Here is an 18,835-nt window from a genome sequence, read left to right as displayed (position 1 = left end):
TCATTTGTGGAAAAACATTACAAAGGCTATTTAATTGATTTAGATGGTACGATTTATCTTGGAAAAGAAGTGATCCCAGCCGGTAAACGTTTTGTAGAACGATTACAAGAGCTAAACTTACCATTTCTTTTCGTCACAAACAATACAACAAAAGCACCACAAGCGGTCGTAGATCGATTAGCACAGGAATTCGATATTCATGTGCCGATCGAAACAGTCTATACGGCTAGTCTTGCGACGATCGATTATATGAAGGAGCAGAAAAAAGGTCAGCGAGTCTACGTCATCGGAGAATCAGGCTTAGTTGATTTGATTTTAGTAGCTGGATTTATCTGGGATGAAAAAACACCAGATTATGTAATTGTTGGGTTGGATACTGAAATTACCTATGAAAAATTTGCTATCGCTGCACTTGCTATTCGAAATGGTGCTGTCTTTATAGGAACAAATCCGGATAAAAGTATCCCGACAGAACGTGGTTTATTACCTGGAGCAGGCTCATTTATTTCATTGGTTGCTACAGCTACCCAAACGACACCGATTATGATCGGTAAACCAAATAAGATCATTATGAATGAGTCACTGAAAGTATTGGGGCTTGAGAAAGAAGAAGTGATCATGGTTGGTGACAACTATGAAACAGATATTCAGTCAGGTCTTCAAAATGGCATCGATAGCTTACTTGTGTTATCAGGTTTTACTCCAAAAGAAGCTGTTCCTGATCTACCAGCAAAACCAACGTATATTTTAAATTCGTTAGATGAATGGACGTTTTGATATGAGGAGAAAGGAAACCAGCTGGATTTGGCTGGAACGCTTGGGGATTCTATGTGTGATTTTAACGATCCTTTCCTTGAGTATCACATTGACGATCAATTTTAGACCGCTTTATGTTTGGGACATCAAAGCGTTGAATATACTTGATCAAGTAACGATCAGTCAATCGGAACTTTTAAAGAATTTTGGTCAGTTGATGTCTTATTTGAACAATCCTTGGAACCAAACATTACAGCTCTCTGACTTTCCAGTTTCTGCAAGCGGAGCTTTTCATTTTTATGAAGTCAAGCGGCTTTTTCTCTTATGCTATGGAGTCTTGCTTGTGACGATCATTCCAAGCAGCTTGTTTATTTATCGTTTGTTCAAAGTAAAAAGATTATGGCGTTTGATTCGACCTTTTCAATGGGGGATGATCATTCCAGTATTCTTTGGCCTATTGATGGCGATTGGCTTTGATCAGTTTTTTGTGGCTTTTCATGGTGTCTTTTTTAACAATGATGATTGGTTGTTTGATCCAGCAACAGATCCGATCATAAATGTCTTACCAGAAGAATTTTTCATGCATAGCTTTATTCTATTTTTTATCTTGTTGGAAGTATTTTTCTTGATCGGGATAATCATTGGTAAACGTGAACTCAAAAAAATATGATCGTTATGATCATCGGAGATTGCTGCGAAAGTAATCTCCGAATTTTTTTTATACAGGTAGCTGTCGATGTCGATTTACAATAGATTCATTTAAACTCTTGACATTTATATCAGGTACCTTTATAATATAATTCAGGTACCTGATATATAACTATTTTTATGGAGGAATCAATTATGGAAGAACAAACATTGATGGAAGAGTTTCTAAGATTACAAGCAATGATGCAGCGGTATTTTATGAAACGTCGGAGAGATCACGGACCATTTGGTAACCCTCATAGAGGTCAGGGGCGTGTGTTGAATTTGTTAAAATTGAAACCTGAAACAACTCAAAAAGAATTGTCTTATTTATTAGATATGCGTCCCCAATCGTTAGGTGAGCTGCTAGGAAAATTAGAGAAAAAAGGCTATATCGATCGTGAACCGCTTGAAAGTGACCGACGTGTCATGGTTATTCGACTTACAGAAGCAGGGATGACTGCTGCAGATAATAGTCGAAGTGAGGAAGAAACGATTTTTGATGTTTTGTCAGAGGAAGAACAAGCATCTTTCAAAATTATTATGGATAAACTTCTAGGAGCTTTAGAAGCAGAAATTCCAGAAGAGGAAAGAGGATTTGGCGGTCCTCATATGCATCGCGGTCCTGGTCGGGGACTTGGTAGCTTTGGAAAAGTCGATCCAACAAATGCAGAACGGTTTGATCCTCATAGTGACTTTAATCCAAACGGCTTTCCAAAAAGAGATAAATTCAGTTTCAATCCTTTTACACATGATGGAGAAGACGACGGCTTTAACGATTTTTAATAATTAGCAAAAGACGGGAAGAAAGATGAAATGAAAGGCGTTTAGGTTATAGTGAGATTGTTGAAGAACCTGATTTTTTTGACCGCTATTTAGTAGGAATTAGAAGAGGTTGAGACAGACGTATTTAATCCCGAGAAATAACAAAGAATTCACGAAAATTGTTTTGCAAATTTTTGTGAATTCTAGCTTATTTCCGAAGGGATTGCTTCTGCTCTCACCGTTTATCTGGATTACAGGTGACCGGGATTTGACTCGCAGAGTTTTGTCCCAGTCACTTTTTTTTATTATTTTCAATCTAGTTATGATAACTAGATTGAATGTTTTTTAAAATAATGTTAAACTGTTTTTGTAATAAGAAGGAGGAATAATGTGAATAACATAAAATCTTCTTTACAAACATGGGGAGAAGAATTAGTGGATGTTCATTTGCCAAGGTGGCATGAATTACCAGAGATAGACCTGTATATGGACCAGGTGATCACATTGGTAGAACGCTATTTATCGCCCATTATTTTGAAAGAAAAACACACATTGCTGACCTCATCGATGGTCAATAATTATGTCAAACTAGGACTGATTCCAGCGCCCCAGAAAAAACGTTACAATCAAAAGCATTTAGCTTTTCTGATTGCTATCACTTTATTAAAACAGGTCTTGACTATTCCGGAAATCAAACAAGGAATTCTCTATCAGGGTTCCGCAGTTGGGATTAGAGAAGCTTATGATCTTTTTTGTGATGAGCAAGAAGCGGCACTGGCCGTGGTCATTTCTCAAGCGATAGGGAAGCAGCCGATCGCAGCTTTTGATCAGCCGATCACAGTGGACTATTTAGCTGTAAAAGGGGCAACATTGTCCTTTGCAACGAAACTATTTACTGAAAAAGTCATTGAATTAGAACAAAAATATTTAGAAGAAAATGGAGAACAAACCTATGAATAAAGAGAAAATCGCTTTATTAGTTGATTCAGGGACAGATGTACCGCAGGAGCTGATCGAACAATACGGCATGTATATGATTCCATTACAAATCATTTATAAAGATCGAATTTATACGGACAAAGTGGATATCACACCGGAAGAAGTCTATGAACGTTTACCAATAGAAATTCCAAGCACATCATTACCTGATGGAGAAACGATTACAAAAATTTTTGAGCAAATCAAAGCGGATGGCTATGAAAAAGTTTTAGCAGTCACTATTTCGAGTGGGTTAAGTGGAACATTTAATGTTGTTAGGCTGATCGGTGAAGATATAGAAGATTTGGAGACATTCGTTTTAGATACAAAAAATATTGGAATTGGCAGCGGCCTACAAGCGATCGAAGCCGCAAAATTGATTGATGCTGGAGCAACATGGGAAGAACTTATAGATGCGATCTCAAAAAATGTTCAAAAAGCGAAAGTTTTCTTCAACGTAGCAACATTGGAGTATTTACAAAAAGGTGGAAGAATCGGTTTAGTGGCTTCTATTCTTGGAAATGCTTTAAAGCTGAATCCAATTATTTCCTGTAATGAAGAAGGAATCTACCATACAGTTGCGAAAGCACGAGGTAGAAAGAAAAGCTTGGATAAAACATTTGAGCTGGTCAAATCATTTATTGGAGAGCATAAAAAATTTGTGCTGGCAGTAGCTCAAGGGCAAGCAGTGGAAGAAGCAGAACAGTTTTATGAAAAGCTGCAAGTGAATTTTCCACAAGCTGAAAAAATCTATTTTGGGACGATCAGTCCAGCTTTAGTTGTTCATACTGGACCAGGACTTTTAGGGATCGGTATTCAATTGTTAGATTGATTAATAAATACCAACATTTATGCACGTATTGCAGTGCCTAATGTTGGTATTTTTTTTATATTCCTTTTATGATTATGTTTATCAATTATATTTCTTTTTACTCATGACTCTTTTTTTGAAATCTAATTGAAACTATCATGAAATATTTCATTTTTTGTGATAATGTAATAATGAACATAATTAAGGGAGGAAAAGTTATGAAAAAAGCAATTGCAGAATGTCTTGGAACATTCATTTTAGTTTTCTTTGGTACCGCAACTGCCGTTTTAGGAAATGGTATGGAAGGAATCGGTACAACTGGAATCGCTTTGGCATTTGGGTTAACGATCATTGCAGCGGCTTACAGTATTGGGACTGTTTCTGGTGCACATTTAAATCCAGCTGTTTCATTAGGAATGTGGATCAATAAACGAATTTCTTCAATGGAATTCATTTACTACATCGTAGGGCAAGTTGTGGGAGCGATCCTTGCTTCATTTACATTATTGTCTATCTTAAATGCAGCAGGATATGAAACAACAAGCCTTGGTCAAAATGGTTTTGGTGATTTAAGTGCTGTCGGTGCATTACTAGTAGAAATTATTTTAACATTTATTTTTGTTTTAGTGATCATGACCGTTACAAGTGCTAAAAAAGGCAATGCCAAACTTGCAGGAGTTGTTATTGGTTTGACTTTAACAATGATTCATTTAGTGGGTATTCCATTAACAGGAACATCTGTGAATCCAGCAAGAAGTTTAGGACCAGCGATCTTTGTTGGTGGAGATGCTTTATCTCAACTTTGGGTATTTATCGTAGCTCCTCTGATTGGTGGCGCGCTTGCAGCATTAGTTGCTAAGTACTTGCTTGATACAGAAGCATAAATGAAAAACAGTCTAGCGATCGAACATCGTTAGACTGTTTTTTGTTTACATATTTTTCATGCCTGATTGATAGTGTGCAAACAATGGACCTGATAATTGAAACTGAAACGTATCGCGATCAACTGCACCGACAACTTCCTGACTATGATAAAGAATCAATAAAAATTGTGCCATTTCTTTGGATGTATGATACATAGAAAAAGCCTTTGAGTAGTCATAGGTTTTCGAGTCATTGGCGATTTGAGCAAATTCAGTTTCTGTCGCAGCAGGAGCGAGAACTTTGGCTCGAAGCGGGGCTCCTTTTCGTTCTAATTCTAAAGCGATCCCTTCAGTGAAGGCACTTACGTAAAATTTTGATGCGCAGTAAGTAGCTGCATTAGGAACATTTTTATACCCTCCAGCTGAAGATATATTGATCAGCTGTGCGTGTTCTTTATTTTCATGATCAGTTACAAAAAGAGTAGAAAGAATCGTTAGAGCTTCAATATTGACTGCCAGCATTTGATCGACCTTTTCTAAATCCTGATTTGAAACAGAGTGATAATAGCCAAAGCCTGCATTATTGATCCATGTGTCGATCTCATACTTTTTCAATTGATCGTATAGACTAAAAACAGCTTTACGCTGAGATAAGTCAACCACTTTGAGGACGATATCCAGCTCAGGATGTTCAGCCAGAATGTCAGCCTTCAATTGATCGAGACGTGTTTCTCTTCGAGCAACCAAGATTAGATTTTTTCCTAAAGAAGCAAATGCTTTGGCGGCTTCTAAGCCGATACCAGAGCTTGCTCCTGTAATTACAACATAGTTCATCTTTTTTTCCTCCTAAATTTTTTTGGTGGTACAATGAAAGTATAGGGTTTAGAGACGACTCTAATGCAAGAACAATTTAAAAGGAGGTGCTAGATATTTATACGATCAGTGAATTTGCTAAAAAAATCGGCTTTAGTGAGCATACACTACGTTATTATGAAAAAGAAGGATTGATTGAACCATTTAGAGATGAACATAATTATCGACTGTATGGTAAAGAAGATATTGAATGGGCTACATTCATCATCAAGTTAAAAAACACTGGAATTTCTTTAAAGGAAATCAAGACATATACACAACTAAGGAAAATAGGTGATGCTACGATCACAGCCCGAAAAGAATTATTGCTGAAGCATCGCTCAAAGATTCTAGCTGAATATGAAAAAGTTCGAAATCACTTACATTTACTGGACGATAAAATTTCTTTATATGAGGAGCTGGAAGAGAAGTACAACCAATAAAAATCCACCGTCGATTTCATTCGGTAGCAGAAATCGGCAGTGGATTTTATTGTTAAAAAAAGGTCAATTGTTTTGTTGTAGTGTCAACGGTCACACGATCACCGATCGGGATAGTAAAGATCGGTTGTGTATGCCCGAAATTCATATCATAGATCACTGGTATTTCCTTTAACAAAGGATACTTACCTAAGATAGCTAAAAGACGTTCTTCTGTCATGTCAGTTTCTTTTGGGAAACGTCCAATCAATAATGCTTTTGGATGTCTTACTACTTGAAGTAAAGAGGCTAAACCACGTGCAAAGTCATGGTAATCATTCTCTTCTGCATTTTCTACAAATAAAATCGATTGTTCAAGCTCTGGAAGAAACGACGTACCGAATAGTAGTTGAAACGTTCCTAAGTTTCCGCCGTAACAGACGCCTGTGACAGGTGTCGATTGGCTATAAACCTTCCATTGATTTCTATGCAGCTCTCTTTTAGGCTGAGGCAAATACCATTCATCTTGACTCCAAGATTTCGATGCACGAACGTCAAAAGCTTCTTCTTTCATGGTTGCTAATTCAAAATTTTCTGTCTGATAGTCTTGCAGCTCATCCATTTGGAAACTAGAAAAATGAGGACCAACATAGGTCAAAAGGCCAGTCTTCGTCGTGATCGCATTACATAAGGCAGTAATGTCGCTATAACCGCAAAGCACTTTTGGGTGGCGTTTAATCAATTCAAAGTCGATATAAGGTAAAAGCTCATTGCTGTTAAAACCGCCGATCGCCGTTAAAATACCTTTCACATCAGGATCTAAAAAGGCTTCATGTAAATCTTTGACACGGCTCAAAATAGAGGAAGAGCCTAGGACATCTTCTTCATTCGTATGCTCAGCATATGTGACAATAAAGCCTAATTCGGTCAATTTCTTTTCTGCTAGGTTGATCCCGAAATCATTTAAACGGGCAAAGCTGCTAGAGGGGGCAACAACACGAATCTGATCCCCTTTTTTTAATCTAGGTGGTTTCATTTTGATCGCTTCCTTTAAAAAAACTTATTCTTTATTATAGTCATTCTTTCATTATTTTAGCAATATCTGAGTCTTAAAAAAAAGCGCCTTATGAGCTAGAGATGAAACAGTGGACAAAATAAGGTATAATAAGAGAAAATGTATTTGATTAATAAAAAGACAAATGAAAAAGAGGTGCCTCTTAGATGAAAAAAATCTTAGTTGTAGATGATGAAAAACCAATTTCAGATATTGTAAAGTATAATCTTACCAAAGAAGGCTATGAAGTTTTTACAGCATATGATGGAGAAGAAGCAGTAGAGAAAGTCAAAGAAGTAGAGCCTGACTTGATCATCCTTGATTTGATGCTGCCAAAAATGGACGGGCTGGAAGTTGCTAGAGAAGTTCGTAAAACATATGATATGCCAATTATTATGGTGACGGCAAAAGACTCTGAGATCGATAAAGTTTTAGGCCTTGAGTTAGGTGCTGATGATTACGTCACAAAACCATTCTCAAATCGTGAACTTGTTGCGAGAGTAAAAGCAAACTTGCGTCGAGGAGCAACGAGCGCAAAAGAAGCTGAAACGACAACGCAGTCGGAATTGATGATCGGTGATTTAACGATTCATCCAGATGCCTATATGGTGTCAAAAAGAGGCGGTAAGATCGAGCTGACTCACCGTGAATTTGAACTGCTTTATTATTTAGCCAAACATATCGGCCAAGTCATGACTAGAGAGCATTTGCTACAAACCGTTTGGGGCTATGATTACTTTGGTGATGTTCGAACAGTTGACGTAACCGTTCGTCGTTTAAGAGAGAAAATCGAAGATAGTCCAAGTCATCCAACCTATTTAGTGACACGCCGTGGTGTTGGTTATTACCTTCGTAACCCTGAACAGGAGTAGTGATCTATGAGGAAAAAAGTTCACTTTTTTCAATCGGTAAACTTTAAGATCGCCTTATCGTTTATCCTTTTGTTATTGATTGCGATCCAAATCATTGGCGGCTATTTTATCCGAGAATTAGAGTCGACCACAATCAATGACTATAAACAAAATGTTGATTCCCAAACAACACAGCTCGCTAGCACGATCAGCAGCAAATTAGGTGAAAAAAATCAAGACCGAACAGAAATCGATGCGAATTTGAAGAAAACGCTCAATGATTTTGCTGGTTCTGAAACAATTGAAGCGCGAGTTGTTGACGATAAAGGAATCGTTCGTGCGACAAGTGATCTGAATCGTCAAGGCATCGTTGGCAAGAAGAATGATTACCGTGATTTGAATGATTTTAGTGCAAAGAAATATTCAGCAATGGATCAGGATAAACGCGTATACATCAACGTTGTGCCTATTCAATCCCCGACTGGCGATACAGTCATCGGGGTTCTTTATGTTAAAAGTAATATAGAAGGTAAATATCAGGAGATCACGGATACCGCAAGAATCTTTTTTACGGCCTCTTTGATCGCGGGGGCTATTTCGATCATCGTCACTCTATTGATTGCTCGTTCGATTACACAGCCGATCGGTGAAATGAGAGAACAGGCTCTGCGGATCGCTAAAGGAGACTATACGGGGAAAGTCCAAGTATATGGGAAAGATGAGCTTGGACAGTTGGCGGAAACCTTCAATCAATTATCCGAAAGAATCGAAGAAGCGCAAGAAACGATGGAAGCAGAACGAAATCGTCTAGATAGTGTGCTTGCTCATATGACAGATGGTGTCATTGCGACTGATCGACGAGGAAAAGTAATCACGATCAATGAAATGGCGCTGTCTCTATTAAATGTAAAAGATGAAGATGTGATCGGTTCATCATTGCTAGAATTATTAGATATTGAAACGGACTATACGTTACGTAAATTATTAGAAGAACCAGAAGAAATCTTGATCGATCGTTCGACTTCACCTGAAGACCAAATGATCATTCGTGTCGATTTTGCGATGATCCGCCGTGAATCAGGTTTTATTACGGGCTTGGTTTGTGTGCTTCATGACGTGACAGAGCAGGAGAAAAATGAGCGGGAGCGCCGTGAATTTGTATCCAACGTTTCTCATGAACTTAGAACGCCGTTAACAAGTATGCGCAGTTATATCGAAGCATTAAGTGAAGGTGCTTGGGAGAATCCGGAAATCGCACCAAACTTCTTAAATGTGACTTTGGAAGAAACCGATCGAATGATTCGAATGATCAATGACCTCTTGAATCTTTCACGGATGGACTCGGGCAATAATGAATTACAGCTGGAATACGTCAATTTCAATGAGTTGATCAATTTTGTTTTAGATCGCTTTGATATGATGGTGGAATCTAATGAAAAAAAATATACGATCCATCGTGAATTTACAAAACGTGATCTATGGGTAGAGCTAGACACGGATAAAATCATCCAAGTGCTGGATAATATTCTAAACAACGCGATCAAATACTCTCCAGATGGCGGAGCAATCACCTGTCGCTTGCTTGAAACACACAACAATGTTGTATTTAGTGTAACGGATCAGGGCTTGGGCATTCCTAAAAAGGATATCAATAAAGTCTTTGATCGTTTCTATCGTGTTGATAAAGCTCGTGCTAGAGCACAGGGTGGAACGGGACTCGGTTTGGCTATTTCGAGAGAAGTGGTCAAGGCCCATAATGGTGCAATTTGGGTAGAAAGTCAGGAAGGTCAAGGCTCAACCTTTTATATATCCTTGCCTTATGAACCTTATGAGGAGGATTGGTGGGAATGAAAACAACAGAAAGAATCATTCGAATCGGCTTGATCTTTTTAGTGCTGCTTAGTCTATATTTTTCATTTAGTATTTGGCTCAGCTCTGCAAAAAAAGAACAGCCCATCAAAAATGATCAGCAACTTGCAACTGCAGTAGTCAATGAACGTCTTGATACAGATGTTTTTTTACCATTGCGCCTGATCCGAATGCAAAATGGTGTGTCTGAAATGAATAATAGTGAGAACCTAATCACCAATATTCAAAATGAAATCAGACAAGCAACCTTTGGTAAGCTGACTCAGGTCGTTAAAGATGATGTGAGTCAGTTTGAGAATTATCTGACGATGGATCAAGGGTTTGAACTCTTGTATGAAGGGCCGTTTTTGCTAAGTGAATATATGTCTGTCTATGATTTGGGTATCGATTTAGAAGATATCGCAGATAGTGATGATATTCATTTCACTTGTATACAGGTGAATTTAAAGCAAAATAAACTGCGCTTTCTAAATTTTAGCTCAAATGATATTTATGAAACACCGATTTCTATAGATAATGAAAAAGTCTTGAATTTGATGAATAAGGTTGGCGTTCAATATAATCCAATCTCTGAACAACAGTCTCTTTCACAAAAGCACTATTATTTGTCTGATGATTTGAGGATGAAAAAATATAGTTATATTTTAGCTTCACAGCCTGTAACTAAATTCAGAAATGCTTTTTTCACAAACACGGAAGATATCCAAACGAACGAAGACAGTCAGGATTTATCCTATGCTAGCCGTAATGAGCGTTTGATTGCAGATGAAAAGCTTGGAACGATTCATTTTAGTGGAGATATCGAGAATAGAACAGCTCAAGATAACATATTTTCTGACAGTTTTTCCTACATCAAAAAATTGGGAACGAGTATGGGGAATTTACGTTATTTTGACCGTACAAAATCCGAAATCAATTACCGAACGTTTGTCGAAGGCTTCCCAGTGTTTAGTGAAAATGATAAAGGACAGGTGCATATCACTATTGGCAACGATAAGGCTGAAAAAAGTAGTGTTGTGATCGAGACAAGTGTTGATACTATTCAAGTTCCTATTCCTTCAGAAGAAGAAGTTCAATTGCAAAGTACAGAAAGCTTGCTTGAGCAGCTAACATTGAATGGCGCTGATCCAGAAAAAATCGACTCGATGGTGATCGGCTATACTTGGCATAAGATCGAAGAAGTCACTCAAGTCGTTGACTTAACTCCTGAGTGGTATATCCGTTATGATGGTCAATGGTCCTCTGTGCCTGAGCTATTGGAACACTTAGCGAATGCGGAGGTGGAATAATGGACTTTAAGCGAATCGAGTGGATTTTTTTCCTAGCCTTTTTAGGATTGAATATGTTTCTTTTTGGCATTTATCAAGAAGGAATAAAAGAAGAAAACAATGTATCCTTTTCTGATCAAACGGATAGTATCGAAAAACGATTAGCTAAAGATGATATCACCTACAAAGAAAAACTGACAGGTGAGAAAAAAGAAGGTTATTATCTAAGTGGTGAACAAACCAACTTTTATGATGCGATTCAAAATGAACGGGAAACGAGAGATCGAAATTTTTTTAAAAACGGAGTAGAGTTGATCGATAATTCAATCACTGTATATCCTCAAATGAATTATACGCAAACCAGTTATTTCATTGATGAGAAAAATATCGAGAAGTCTTTAGAGACGTTTTTAAAAGATCAAGATAGTGTTTTATTTGGTACGGAGTACCATTATATGCCTGATTTTTCCAATTTGGAAGGAGATTTTCCAGAGTTGGTTGCGTCTCAAGTCTATAAAAATATTCCCTTTAAAGATGATACCGCCCAAATTTCATTGAAATTAGAAAATACAGGCGAGTCTGACGGCATTCACAAAATCAATAAATATACACAGACGCATATCCAAGGAATAGAAGAATTACGGGATAAAATGGATTTGTTTTCTGATCGGGATGCGATCGAAACGTTGTATATCAACAATAAGATTCCAAGCAGTTCAAAAATCACGTTCATGGAATTAGCATACACCAGAATTTATAAAATTCGCGAAAAAAACGTTTATGTGCCTGTTTGGTTCGTTGGAATCAAAGCGAAGGGAAGTAACTTGCAAATTGAACAAGTCAATGCCATGAGTAATACGATCATTACAAATAATACGGTTCCAAAGGTGGAAAATCAGTAGTGATGGTTGTATAATAAGTAGCTGTAGACTAAAGAAGGGAAGCGAAGAGAAAAGATGAGTCAAGAAACAGCTTTTAACATCAGCATTCTTGCCAGTGGCAGTACAGGTAATTCCCTTTTTATCGAAACAGAAAACAAAAAGCTACTTGTGGATGCTGGATTAAGCGGAAAGAAAATCACATCATTATTAGCGGAAGTTGACCGTAAACCAGAAGATTTGGATGCAATTTTGGTCACACATGAGCATCGTGATCATATTCATGGTGTCGGTGTTCTTGCTAGAAAGTATAAATTAGATGTTTACGCGAATGAGAAGACCTGGGCGGCGATGGATCCTATGATCGGCAATGTTGCAACGGAGCAAAAACATATCTTTGATATGGGAAAAGTGTTGACCTTTGGCGATATGGACATTGAAAGCTTTGGTGTTTCTCATGATGCAGCAGCGCCTCAGTTTTATCGGTTCTATAAAGATAATCGTTCATTTGTGATGCTGACGGATACGGGCTATTGTAGCGATCATGTTCGCGGGACGATCAAAGATGCAGACGCCTATTTGATCGAAAGCAATCATGAGCTGGAAATCTTACGAATGGGTCCTTATCCTTGGAGCCTAAAACAACGGATTTTAGGAGATAAAGGACATTTATCTAATGATGACGGCGCTTTTACAATGGCTGAGGTGATCGGTGATCGGACCAAACGTATCTATCTAGGGCATTTGAGCAAAGAAAATAATACAAAAGAGCATGCTAGAATGGCGATGGAATCGATTTTAGCAGAAAAAGGCTTAGGCGTTAATTTTGATTTTAATGTCTATGACACCGATCCTGAAACTGCTTCTGAGTTATTTGCCCTTTGATTTACATTGAGGGAGGCTGAGAAAAAACTGATTTTTAGTTTTTTTTCAGTCTCTTTTTATTTTGAGTATTTAGAGATGGATCAAATTTTTTTCTGACTTGTTTTTTTAGATAATGTGCAGTATAGTTAACTATATTTTGGACGAATGAAAAATGAGATGTTTTGGTTTGGGTTATTTTTTTCGCAGTAGGAGGAATTGTATGTTTGAATTTTTACCGCATTCTGTTTTACAAATGGGGACGATTTTTTTATCGATCGTGATAGAAGCATTGCCGTTTGTTATGTTAGGATGTGTGATTTCTGGTGCATTGCACGTGTTTTTGACACCAGAGCGAGTGAAAAAATTGTTGCCGAAAAATAAAATATTATCGATTTTGGTCGGTAGTTTTTTAGGGTTCTTTTTTCCTTCATGCGAATGCGGCATTGTGCCGATCGTCCATCAGTTTGTAAAAAAAGAAGTACCGACATATACCGCATTTGCCTTTATGATAACAGCTCCGATCATCAACCCGATCGTATTGTTTTCAACCTATATTGCTTTTGGAAATTCGATGAAGTTTGTTCTTTGGCGTGTTTTAGGGAGTATGCTGGTTGCTTTAGTTATCGGGTTTTGGTTAGCTTATGTGAATAAAGAATCTATTTTAAAACAGGAAATTAGTTCATTTTCATGTGAACACGGTGAAGAGGAAGAGACTGAGAATATAAAGTTTTTGAATAAATGCTGGTCAGTCTTGACGCATGGGATCGATGAATTTTTTGATACAGGCCGCTATTTGATTTTTGGTTCTCTTTTAGCTGCTGCGATGCAAACCTATTTGCCAACGGGTGCTATTTTACAATTAGGTCATACAAAAATCTTAGCTATTTTAGTCATGCTTGTATTAGCTGCAACACTTTCTCTGTGCTCTGAAGCAGATGCCTTTATTGGATCATCTTTGTTGAGTTTATTCGGCAATGGACCAATCGTCGGTTTCTTAGTCTTTGGACCAATGGTCGATATCAAAAATTTATTAATGATGAAGCGCTACTTCAAAACATCGTTTATGATGAAATTTGTGGGCATTGTGACAGTAGTTGTTACTATTTATGCTTTAGCAATTCCTGGGTAAATGCGGTGGTTTTTGACTGAGCGTAGAAGAGATCTATTCATAGTAATAAAATCTGTTTCAATGGATTTGTTCTGCTTTTGCTGAGAATCACAACGAAAGAATTAGATTTGATGATGAACAGTACAAGACTTTCGTAAGAAAGTGTTGAACATTTATATTATCCAGCTGCATGAGCCAGTCTCTCGAGAAAAAGATAAAACCTGAATGAGGCCAAAATCGCCTCAGTCATGTTTTCCTATTTTCTAGTCGAGCCTAAATGGGCTCATTCCGCTTTTACTGTTATTCAGCTTCACAAACCAATCCTTAGGAAAATAGATAAACTGTTAGTGAGACAAAGAGCGTCACAATGTCAATTTCCTAATTTTCTACAGGATTAAGCGGTTTGCTCTGCTTTTACTTTATCCAGCTGCATGAGCCAGTCTCTCGAGAAAAAGATAAAACCTGAGTGAGACCAAAAGCGTCTCAGTCATGTTTTCCTATTTTCTAGTCTAGCCTAAGCGGGCTCATTCCGCTTTTACTTTAAGGAGGAATATACATGATTCGTTTTTTAATACTCGTCGGTTATAGTACCTTGATGATGTATTTGCAAGTTTCAGGTAGATTAAATCAATATATAAATGTTCATTATCGTTATTTGGCTGTTTTATCTATGGTCCTTTCATTCGTGTTGGCAATTGTTCAGTTGATTTTATGGAATAAAGAAGATGGACAAAAAGCTGATCATGAACATGATCATAGTCATAGTCACGAAGATCATGATCACGGACTTGATAAACCTTATCAACGTGCGCTAGCTTATGTACTTTTAGTTTTACCTTTAGTTGTTGGTTTTTTGTTTCCTACCGTTAGCTTAGATACATCGATTGTTGAGGCAAAAGGCTTCAATTTTCCTTTGAGTAAGGAATCAGTTGGAGATCCCGATGTAGAAACGCAGTATTTAAAACCTGATACGAGCATCTATTTTGATAAAACTGATTATGAAGCTCAAATGAAACAAGCATTATCGAAGTATATCAAAGATGATCAAGTCAATGTTTCAGAAGAAAATTATTTAGAAATAATGGAACTGATCTATACTTATCCTAGCGAATTTGTTGGAAAAACGATCACCTATGAAGGCTTTATATTCAATTCTGCACAAAAAGAGCAGGAAGATATTTTTGTTTTTCGATTTGGGATCATTCACTGCGTTGCAGATTCAGGTGTGTTTGGTTTATTGACCCATATGCCGAGCGATCAAGCTTTTAAAAATAATGAGTGGGTAAAATTGACTGGAACCATTCATTCAGAATACTATGCACCTTTTAAACGAGAAATTCCTGTGGTTGAAGTAGGAAAAGTAAAAGAAATTCAGGAACCAAAAAATCAATACGTCTATCGGTCCTTTTAAAAAATCTGATGAGTGCTTATCGTTTATAAAAAAATGTCCGAAACAAAACCTTTTTTTGGTTTAGTTTCGGACATTTTTAGTTATTGATTACTTTTTCCAAATAAGCTGATACTCTAATTCATCATTTGCATCTATTTGTTTATCGATAATTTGGAAATCATGCTTAAGATAAAAGGCCAATGCTTTTTGATTTTTTTGATAAACTGAAAGGCTCAACTGATTATTCACTGATTTTACTTCGTTCAGTAAAGACTCTCCAATTTTTTGATTTTGGTATGCACTTAAAACGAAAATACCAGCAATATATGTGTTACTCAATCCCAAGAATCCGACGATCGTATCATTTTCGATCGCAAGATAAAGATCGGCCAGAGGTAATTGCTCTTTCACAGATTCTAAATGCTCAAGCCAATAGTTTTTCGGAATAAAAAAATGCGCCTCAATATTGACAGTTAACCAAATTTCTAAGATTTCTTCTAGTTCTTTTGAGTTCAGCTTTTCAACTTTTTTGATCATCTCTTTGTTATCCTTTCTAATTATAAATAGCTGAAAGAATTAGTTAAACACTCATTGATCCACCTCTCAAATCATTTAATTATTTTTCCTCTTTTTTACGAATCAAGCTTAGTATTTCTCGTTTTTCTCTAAAATTACGTATATTGTGGTTCAGGACCTCCGACAAGACAAGTCCTAAAGCAATCGCTCCAGCAATCATAATTGCTTGTACGGCAGCATCGATCGCTATTTGATAATTACCGATCACTAAGTTACGAACAGCTTGGTAGGCTAGACCTCCGGGAACTAGAGGCACCATGCCTGGAATATTAAAGATCGTTACTGGCAATTTCAGTGTACGTGAACAGATAAAGCTGACAGCGGCCACACTTAAAGCGCCTAATAAAGAACCCAAAGCGGCATTAGCACCCAGTTGTATCGCTACCCAGTACACCATCCAACCAGCTGCACCTGATAGACCGCAAGCGATCAAAGAACGTCTGGGAACATTGGTGATGATCGCATAAGCACTAGAAGCTAAAAAACTAAAAGAAAATTGAATAAGTATAGTAATCATAAAAAGACTCCTTAAAAGTAAGAATGAATCAACTGTTTTCAGTGTTGAAAGAAATAGGACATATTTCTTTTTATAGATTCATTAAAAATAGTAGAATTATCAATAAAATAATTGGAAAACAAAAGCAATCGCAAATCCGATCATTGAAGCTGTCATCATTGCTTCTGTTCCTCTGGAAACGCCGGAAAGATAGTGTCCAGCCAATAAATCCCGTAAAGCATTGGTCATTTGAACGCCAGGTACAAGCGGCATAACACAGCCGATAATGATCATATCCTGATTCGTTCCCAGACCAATTTGACTGCTCAAAAGAGCTGCACAACCAATGAAAAAGGCAGCAAGAAATTCAGAGAGAAATTTGATTCTCAAAACCTTCAAGCTTGAGTAATAAAGGACATACCCAAGACCGCCTATAAGACAAGTCAGAAATAAGTCCGACCAAACCCCGCCAAATAAAATCATAATTGTTCCGCTGACTACCGCAGCACTAATGAAGCGCAGCCATAAAGGAAAAAATTTCCGTTCCTGTTCCAATTCCTTTAATTTTGTTAAAAGTTCATCCAGTGTATAGTCGCCCATCACATATTCACGTGATAATTGATTGATATTAGAGACTTTTTCTAAGTTTATTGAACGATTTAAAATCTGTACCATCCGAATGGTGGAAGTACCGTCCAGTCCTACGAACAGCCCGGTTTGTGTTACGTAGCTAACAAGGCGATAGTCTCCTGATGCTAAAGCGATCCGACTCATCGTATCTTCCACACGATACATTTCAGCATCACTTTCCAACATGATTTTTCCTGCTAAAAGACAGGTCTCTAAAACTTTTTCTATATCAACAGTTGCCATTAGCAAACCTCACTTTTTAGTCGTTTCTATTTCTCTAGATTAAGTATAGTTGATTCCACTCTGAAAAAATAGCCAGAACACTAAAAAGTTGACGATAATTAACTGAAGCAAGGGTTATTAGAGAGAAATTTGACCTATTTTTAATAGGAACATTAATAATAAATATCGTTTTGTAGCTTCTTGTCGTATAATAGAACAACAATGTGGCTTAGTTATCATTGAGATAAAAAAATGAAATGGTTGGAGTGGAAAGTATGATATTATTTGGTTCGTTAGTGAATGGTATAGCGATTGTTGCAGGCAGTTTGATGGGCTCTATTTTACGTAATATTTCTGAACAGATGAAAGACACTGTTACGAAGGGGATCGGACTAGGTGTTTTAGTCTTAGGAATTCAAATGGCATTTAAGACATCTTCTTTCATCGTCATTTTGATTAGTTTGTGTCTTGGAGCGATGATCGGAGAAGCAGCAGGGATCGAAGACAAGATGAATGATTTTGGCTTGAAATTAGAAAGAAAGTATGCAAAGCCTGGCAGCAATTTCGCTGAAGGCTTTGTGACAGCTACATTGATTTTTTTGATTGGTTCGATGGGGATCATTGGAGCTATTGAAAGCGGTGTGGCAAAAAATCATCAAACGCTTTTGACAAAAGCTGTCATGGATGGATTCATGTCGATCATGTTGACCGCAACATTTGGTGTTGGAGTCCTCTTTTCAGCAGTTCCTGTCTTTCTTTATCAAGGAGCGATCGCACTTCTAGCAAGCGTATTGATGCGATATATACCTAGCGAACTACTTGACTTATTGATGGATGAAATCAGTGCGATTGGCGGATTGATGATTTTAGCGATCAGCTTGAATATTATGGGATTAACAAAAATTAGAGTATCGAATTATTTGCCTGGGATCATTATTTTGATCGGCATCGTGACAGTTCAATTTTTTATGTAAAGATAAAAAAGGTGTAAATGATGACTAAATGATGTCATCATTTACATGTTATAGTCAACTCATATCTAAGAAGGAGTGGACAAATATGAGCATTCACTTGAATGAAAAAATGATCGCAGGAAAAATGATTCGAACCAACAATCAGCAGATAGAAGATATCATTGCCTTATGGAATATAGTTCCTGCAATGAATTTATCTGGGGAACTATATGCAGTTTATACAAATTATGAATCAAATTTTAAAGGAGACTATGATTTGTTGATAGGTAGTGAGCAGGCAGATTATAGTCAAAAGGTCGTGATCAATTCTGGTGAGTATGTTGCAATTAAGGTCGACGGACAGTCACCTGAAGCGGTCGGTCAGGCTTGGCAGCAGATTTGGCAAGATGAAGGACTGGAAAAAAGGCGAACCTATCAAACAGATGTTGAACATTACCAGAAAGATGGAACAATAATGATTTATCTTTCTGTTTGATTCTTCTTTTTCATTGATTTAAAAAGGATTGAGATGCGCGAGTATAGCG

21 protein-coding genes are annotated in these 18,835 nt (G+C 37.2%); 16 read left to right on the top strand and 5 right to left on the bottom strand.

The window, feature by feature from the left end; translation table 11 throughout:
* Window positions 1-6: 6 nt before the first annotated feature.
* The 6 genes from A5889_RS03640 to A5889_RS03615 all read left to right on the top strand — a co-directional run bounded on the left by A5889_RS03640 (window position 7) and on the right by A5889_RS03615 (window position 4,881).
* Window positions 7-777 (top strand): TIGR01457 family HAD-type hydrolase, encoded by a 771-nt coding sequence (locus tag A5889_RS03640; protein WP_087641417.1) that lies wholly within the window; start codon window positions 7-9, stop codon window positions 775-777.
* Window position 778: 1 nt separating this feature from the next.
* Window positions 779-1,426 (top strand): TIGR01906 family membrane protein, encoded by a 648-nt coding sequence (locus A5889_RS03635; protein ID WP_303393936.1) that lies wholly within the window; start codon window positions 779-781, stop codon window positions 1,424-1,426.
* A 173-nt stretch (window positions 1,427-1,599) separates the two neighbouring features.
* On the top strand, window positions 1,600-2,229 hold the full coding sequence (locus tag A5889_RS03630) for a MarR family winged helix-turn-helix transcriptional regulator (RefSeq protein ID WP_087641419.1): 630 nt from the start codon (window positions 1,600-1,602) through the stop codon (window positions 2,227-2,229).
* A gap of 369 nt (window positions 2,230-2,598) precedes the next feature.
* On the top strand, window positions 2,599-3,168 hold the full coding sequence (locus A5889_RS03625) for a DUF1836 domain-containing protein (RefSeq protein WP_087641421.1): 570 nt from the start codon (window positions 2,599-2,601) through the stop codon (window positions 3,166-3,168).
* A complete protein-coding gene (locus tag A5889_RS03620) occupies window positions 3,161-4,018 on the top strand; it encodes a DegV family protein (protein ID WP_087641422.1) in 858 nt (285 codons plus the stop codon). The genes A5889_RS03625 and A5889_RS03620 overlap by 8 nt, the downstream gene beginning before the upstream one ends.
* 197 nt (window positions 4,019-4,215) lie before the next feature.
* Window positions 4,216-4,881, top strand: a complete 666-nt coding sequence (locus tag A5889_RS03615; protein ID WP_087641423.1) for an MIP family channel protein — start codon at window positions 4,216-4,218, stop codon at window positions 4,879-4,881.
* Between the two features lie 45 nt (window positions 4,882-4,926).
* Here the strand turns inward: A5889_RS03615 and A5889_RS03610 are convergent, their stop codons facing one another.
* Complete coding sequence (locus A5889_RS03610) at window positions 4,927-5,694, bottom strand: SDR family NAD(P)-dependent oxidoreductase (RefSeq protein WP_087641424.1); 768 nt, start codon at window positions 5,692-5,694, stop codon at window positions 4,927-4,929.
* An 86-nt stretch (window positions 5,695-5,780) separates the two neighbouring features.
* Here A5889_RS03610 and A5889_RS03605 point away from each other — a divergent pair, with 86 nt between their 5' ends.
* The gene (locus tag A5889_RS03605; protein ID WP_254909561.1) at window positions 5,781-6,155 is read left to right on the top strand and encodes a MerR family transcriptional regulator; all 375 of its coding nucleotides are present in this window, start codon (window positions 5,781-5,783) and stop codon (window positions 6,153-6,155) included.
* Window positions 6,156-6,207: 52 nt separating this feature from the next.
* Here the strand turns inward: A5889_RS03605 and A5889_RS03600 are convergent, their stop codons facing one another.
* On the bottom strand, window positions 6,208-7,167 hold the full coding sequence (locus A5889_RS03600; RefSeq protein WP_087641425.1) for a S66 family peptidase: 960 nt from the start codon (window positions 7,165-7,167) through the stop codon (window positions 6,208-6,210).
* A gap of 185 nt (window positions 7,168-7,352) precedes the next feature.
* Here A5889_RS03600 and yycF point away from each other — a divergent pair, with 185 nt between their 5' ends.
* From yycF to A5889_RS03565, 7 genes are all read left to right on the top strand, one after another.
* A complete protein-coding gene (gene yycF, locus A5889_RS03595; RefSeq protein ID WP_087641426.1) occupies window positions 7,353-8,057 on the top strand; it encodes a response regulator YycF in 705 nt (234 codons plus the stop codon).
* 6 nt (window positions 8,058-8,063) lie between these two features.
* Window positions 8,064-9,887 (top strand): cell wall metabolism sensor histidine kinase WalK, encoded by a 1,824-nt coding sequence (gene walK, locus A5889_RS03590; protein ID WP_087641427.1) that lies wholly within the window; start codon window positions 8,064-8,066, stop codon window positions 9,885-9,887.
* Window positions 9,884-11,194 (top strand): YycH family regulatory protein, encoded by a 1,311-nt coding sequence (locus tag A5889_RS03585; RefSeq protein WP_087641428.1) that lies wholly within the window; start codon window positions 9,884-9,886, stop codon window positions 11,192-11,194. Before walK ends, A5889_RS03585 begins: the two co-directional genes overlap by 4 nt.
* The gene (locus A5889_RS03580; RefSeq protein ID WP_087641429.1) at window positions 11,194-12,075 is read left to right on the top strand and encodes a two-component system regulatory protein YycI; all 882 of its coding nucleotides are present in this window, start codon (window positions 11,194-11,196) and stop codon (window positions 12,073-12,075) included. Before A5889_RS03585 ends, A5889_RS03580 begins: the two co-directional genes overlap by 1 nt.
* A 54-nt stretch (window positions 12,076-12,129) precedes the next feature.
* Window positions 12,130-12,936 (top strand): MBL fold metallo-hydrolase, encoded by an 807-nt coding sequence (locus tag A5889_RS03575; protein WP_087641430.1) that lies wholly within the window; start codon window positions 12,130-12,132, stop codon window positions 12,934-12,936.
* Window positions 12,937-13,135: 199 nt separating this feature from the next.
* Complete coding sequence (locus A5889_RS03570) at window positions 13,136-14,044, top strand: permease (protein WP_087641431.1); 909 nt, start codon at window positions 13,136-13,138, stop codon at window positions 14,042-14,044.
* Between the two features lie 535 nt (window positions 14,045-14,579).
* Entirely contained in the window at window positions 14,580-15,434 is an 855-nt protein-coding gene (locus A5889_RS03565; protein WP_087641432.1) for a TIGR03943 family putative permease subunit, read from the top strand.
* 87 nt (window positions 15,435-15,521) lie between these two features.
* Here A5889_RS03565 and A5889_RS03560 read toward each other — a convergent pair whose 3' ends face one another.
* The 3 genes from A5889_RS03560 to A5889_RS03550 form a co-directional block, all read right to left on the bottom strand.
* Window positions 15,522-15,950 carry a GNAT family N-acetyltransferase gene (locus A5889_RS03560; protein ID WP_087641433.1) on the bottom strand — a complete coding sequence of 143 codons (429 nt, stop codon included), beginning with the start codon at window positions 15,948-15,950 and terminating at the stop codon, window positions 15,522-15,524.
* 79 nt (window positions 15,951-16,029) lie between these two features.
* Window positions 16,030-16,506 (bottom strand): threonine/serine exporter family protein, encoded by a 477-nt coding sequence (locus tag A5889_RS03555; protein ID WP_087641434.1) that lies wholly within the window; start codon window positions 16,504-16,506, stop codon window positions 16,030-16,032.
* A gap of 99 nt (window positions 16,507-16,605) precedes the next feature.
* Window positions 16,606-17,358, bottom strand: coding sequence for a threonine/serine exporter family protein (locus tag A5889_RS03550; protein WP_087641435.1), 753 nt, complete (start codon window positions 17,356-17,358; stop codon window positions 16,606-16,608).
* A gap of 254 nt (window positions 17,359-17,612) precedes the next feature.
* Here A5889_RS03550 and A5889_RS03545 point away from each other — a divergent pair, with 254 nt between their 5' ends.
* Window positions 17,613-18,311 carry a DUF554 domain-containing protein gene (locus A5889_RS03545; protein WP_087641436.1) on the top strand — a complete coding sequence of 233 codons (699 nt, stop codon included), beginning with the start codon at window positions 17,613-17,615 and terminating at the stop codon, window positions 18,309-18,311.
* A gap of 85 nt (window positions 18,312-18,396) precedes the next feature.
* Window positions 18,397-18,786, top strand: a complete 390-nt coding sequence (locus A5889_RS03540; protein WP_087641437.1) for a GyrI-like domain-containing protein — start codon at window positions 18,397-18,399, stop codon at window positions 18,784-18,786.
* Window positions 18,787-18,835: the final 49 nt, after the last annotated feature.

It is taken from the genome of Enterococcus sp. 9D6_DIV0238, from assembly GCF_002174455.2.
Lineage (GTDB): Bacteria > Bacillota > Bacilli > Lactobacillales > Enterococcaceae > Enterococcus_L > Enterococcus_L dunnyi.
This window is presented reverse-complemented; position numbering and strand designations above follow the sequence as displayed.

Bases quoted from the DNA above. Each gene is read 5' to 3' on its own strand.
- A5889_RS03635 (WP_303393936.1), top strand. From the start codon at position 779: ATGAGGAGAAAGGAAACCAGCTGGATTTGGCTGGAACGCTTGGGGATT.
- A5889_RS03630 (WP_087641419.1), top strand. From the start codon at position 1,600: ATGGAAGAACAAACATTGATGGAAGAGTTTCTAAGATTACAAGCAATG.
- A5889_RS03620 (WP_087641422.1), top strand. From the start codon at position 3,161: ATGAATAAAGAGAAAATCGCTTTATTAGTTGATTCAGGGACAGATGTA.
- A5889_RS03615 (WP_087641423.1), top strand. From the start codon at position 4,216: ATGAAAAAAGCAATTGCAGAATGTCTTGGAACATTCATTTTAGTTTTC.
- A5889_RS03610 (WP_087641424.1), bottom strand. From the start codon at position 5,694: ATGAACTATGTTGTAATTACAGGAGCAAGCTCTGGTATCGGCTTAGAA.
- A5889_RS03600 (WP_087641425.1), bottom strand. From the start codon at position 7,167: ATGAAACCACCTAGATTAAAAAAAGGGGATCAGATTCGTGTTGTTGCC.
- yycF (WP_087641426.1), top strand. From the start codon at position 7,353: ATGAAAAAAATCTTAGTTGTAGATGATGAAAAACCAATTTCAGATATT.
- walK (WP_087641427.1), top strand. From the start codon at position 8,064: ATGAGGAAAAAAGTTCACTTTTTTCAATCGGTAAACTTTAAGATCGCC.
- A5889_RS03585 (WP_087641428.1), top strand. From the start codon at position 9,884: ATGAAAACAACAGAAAGAATCATTCGAATCGGCTTGATCTTTTTAGTG.
- A5889_RS03580 (WP_087641429.1), top strand. From the start codon at position 11,194: ATGGACTTTAAGCGAATCGAGTGGATTTTTTTCCTAGCCTTTTTAGGA.
- A5889_RS03575 (WP_087641430.1), top strand. From the start codon at position 12,130: ATGAGTCAAGAAACAGCTTTTAACATCAGCATTCTTGCCAGTGGCAGT.
- A5889_RS03570 (WP_087641431.1), top strand. From the start codon at position 13,136: ATGTTTGAATTTTTACCGCATTCTGTTTTACAAATGGGGACGATTTTT.
- A5889_RS03565 (WP_087641432.1), top strand. From the start codon at position 14,580: ATGATTCGTTTTTTAATACTCGTCGGTTATAGTACCTTGATGATGTAT.
- A5889_RS03560 (WP_087641433.1), bottom strand. From the start codon at position 15,950: ATGATCAAAAAAGTTGAAAAGCTGAACTCAAAAGAACTAGAAGAAATC.
- A5889_RS03555 (WP_087641434.1), bottom strand. From the start codon at position 16,506: ATGATTACTATACTTATTCAATTTTCTTTTAGTTTTTTAGCTTCTAGT.
- A5889_RS03550 (WP_087641435.1), bottom strand. From the start codon at position 17,358: ATGGCAACTGTTGATATAGAAAAAGTTTTAGAGACCTGTCTTTTAGCA.
- A5889_RS03545 (WP_087641436.1), top strand. From the start codon at position 17,613: ATGATATTATTTGGTTCGTTAGTGAATGGTATAGCGATTGTTGCAGGC.
- A5889_RS03540 (WP_087641437.1), top strand. From the start codon at position 18,397: ATGAGCATTCACTTGAATGAAAAAATGATCGCAGGAAAAATGATTCGA.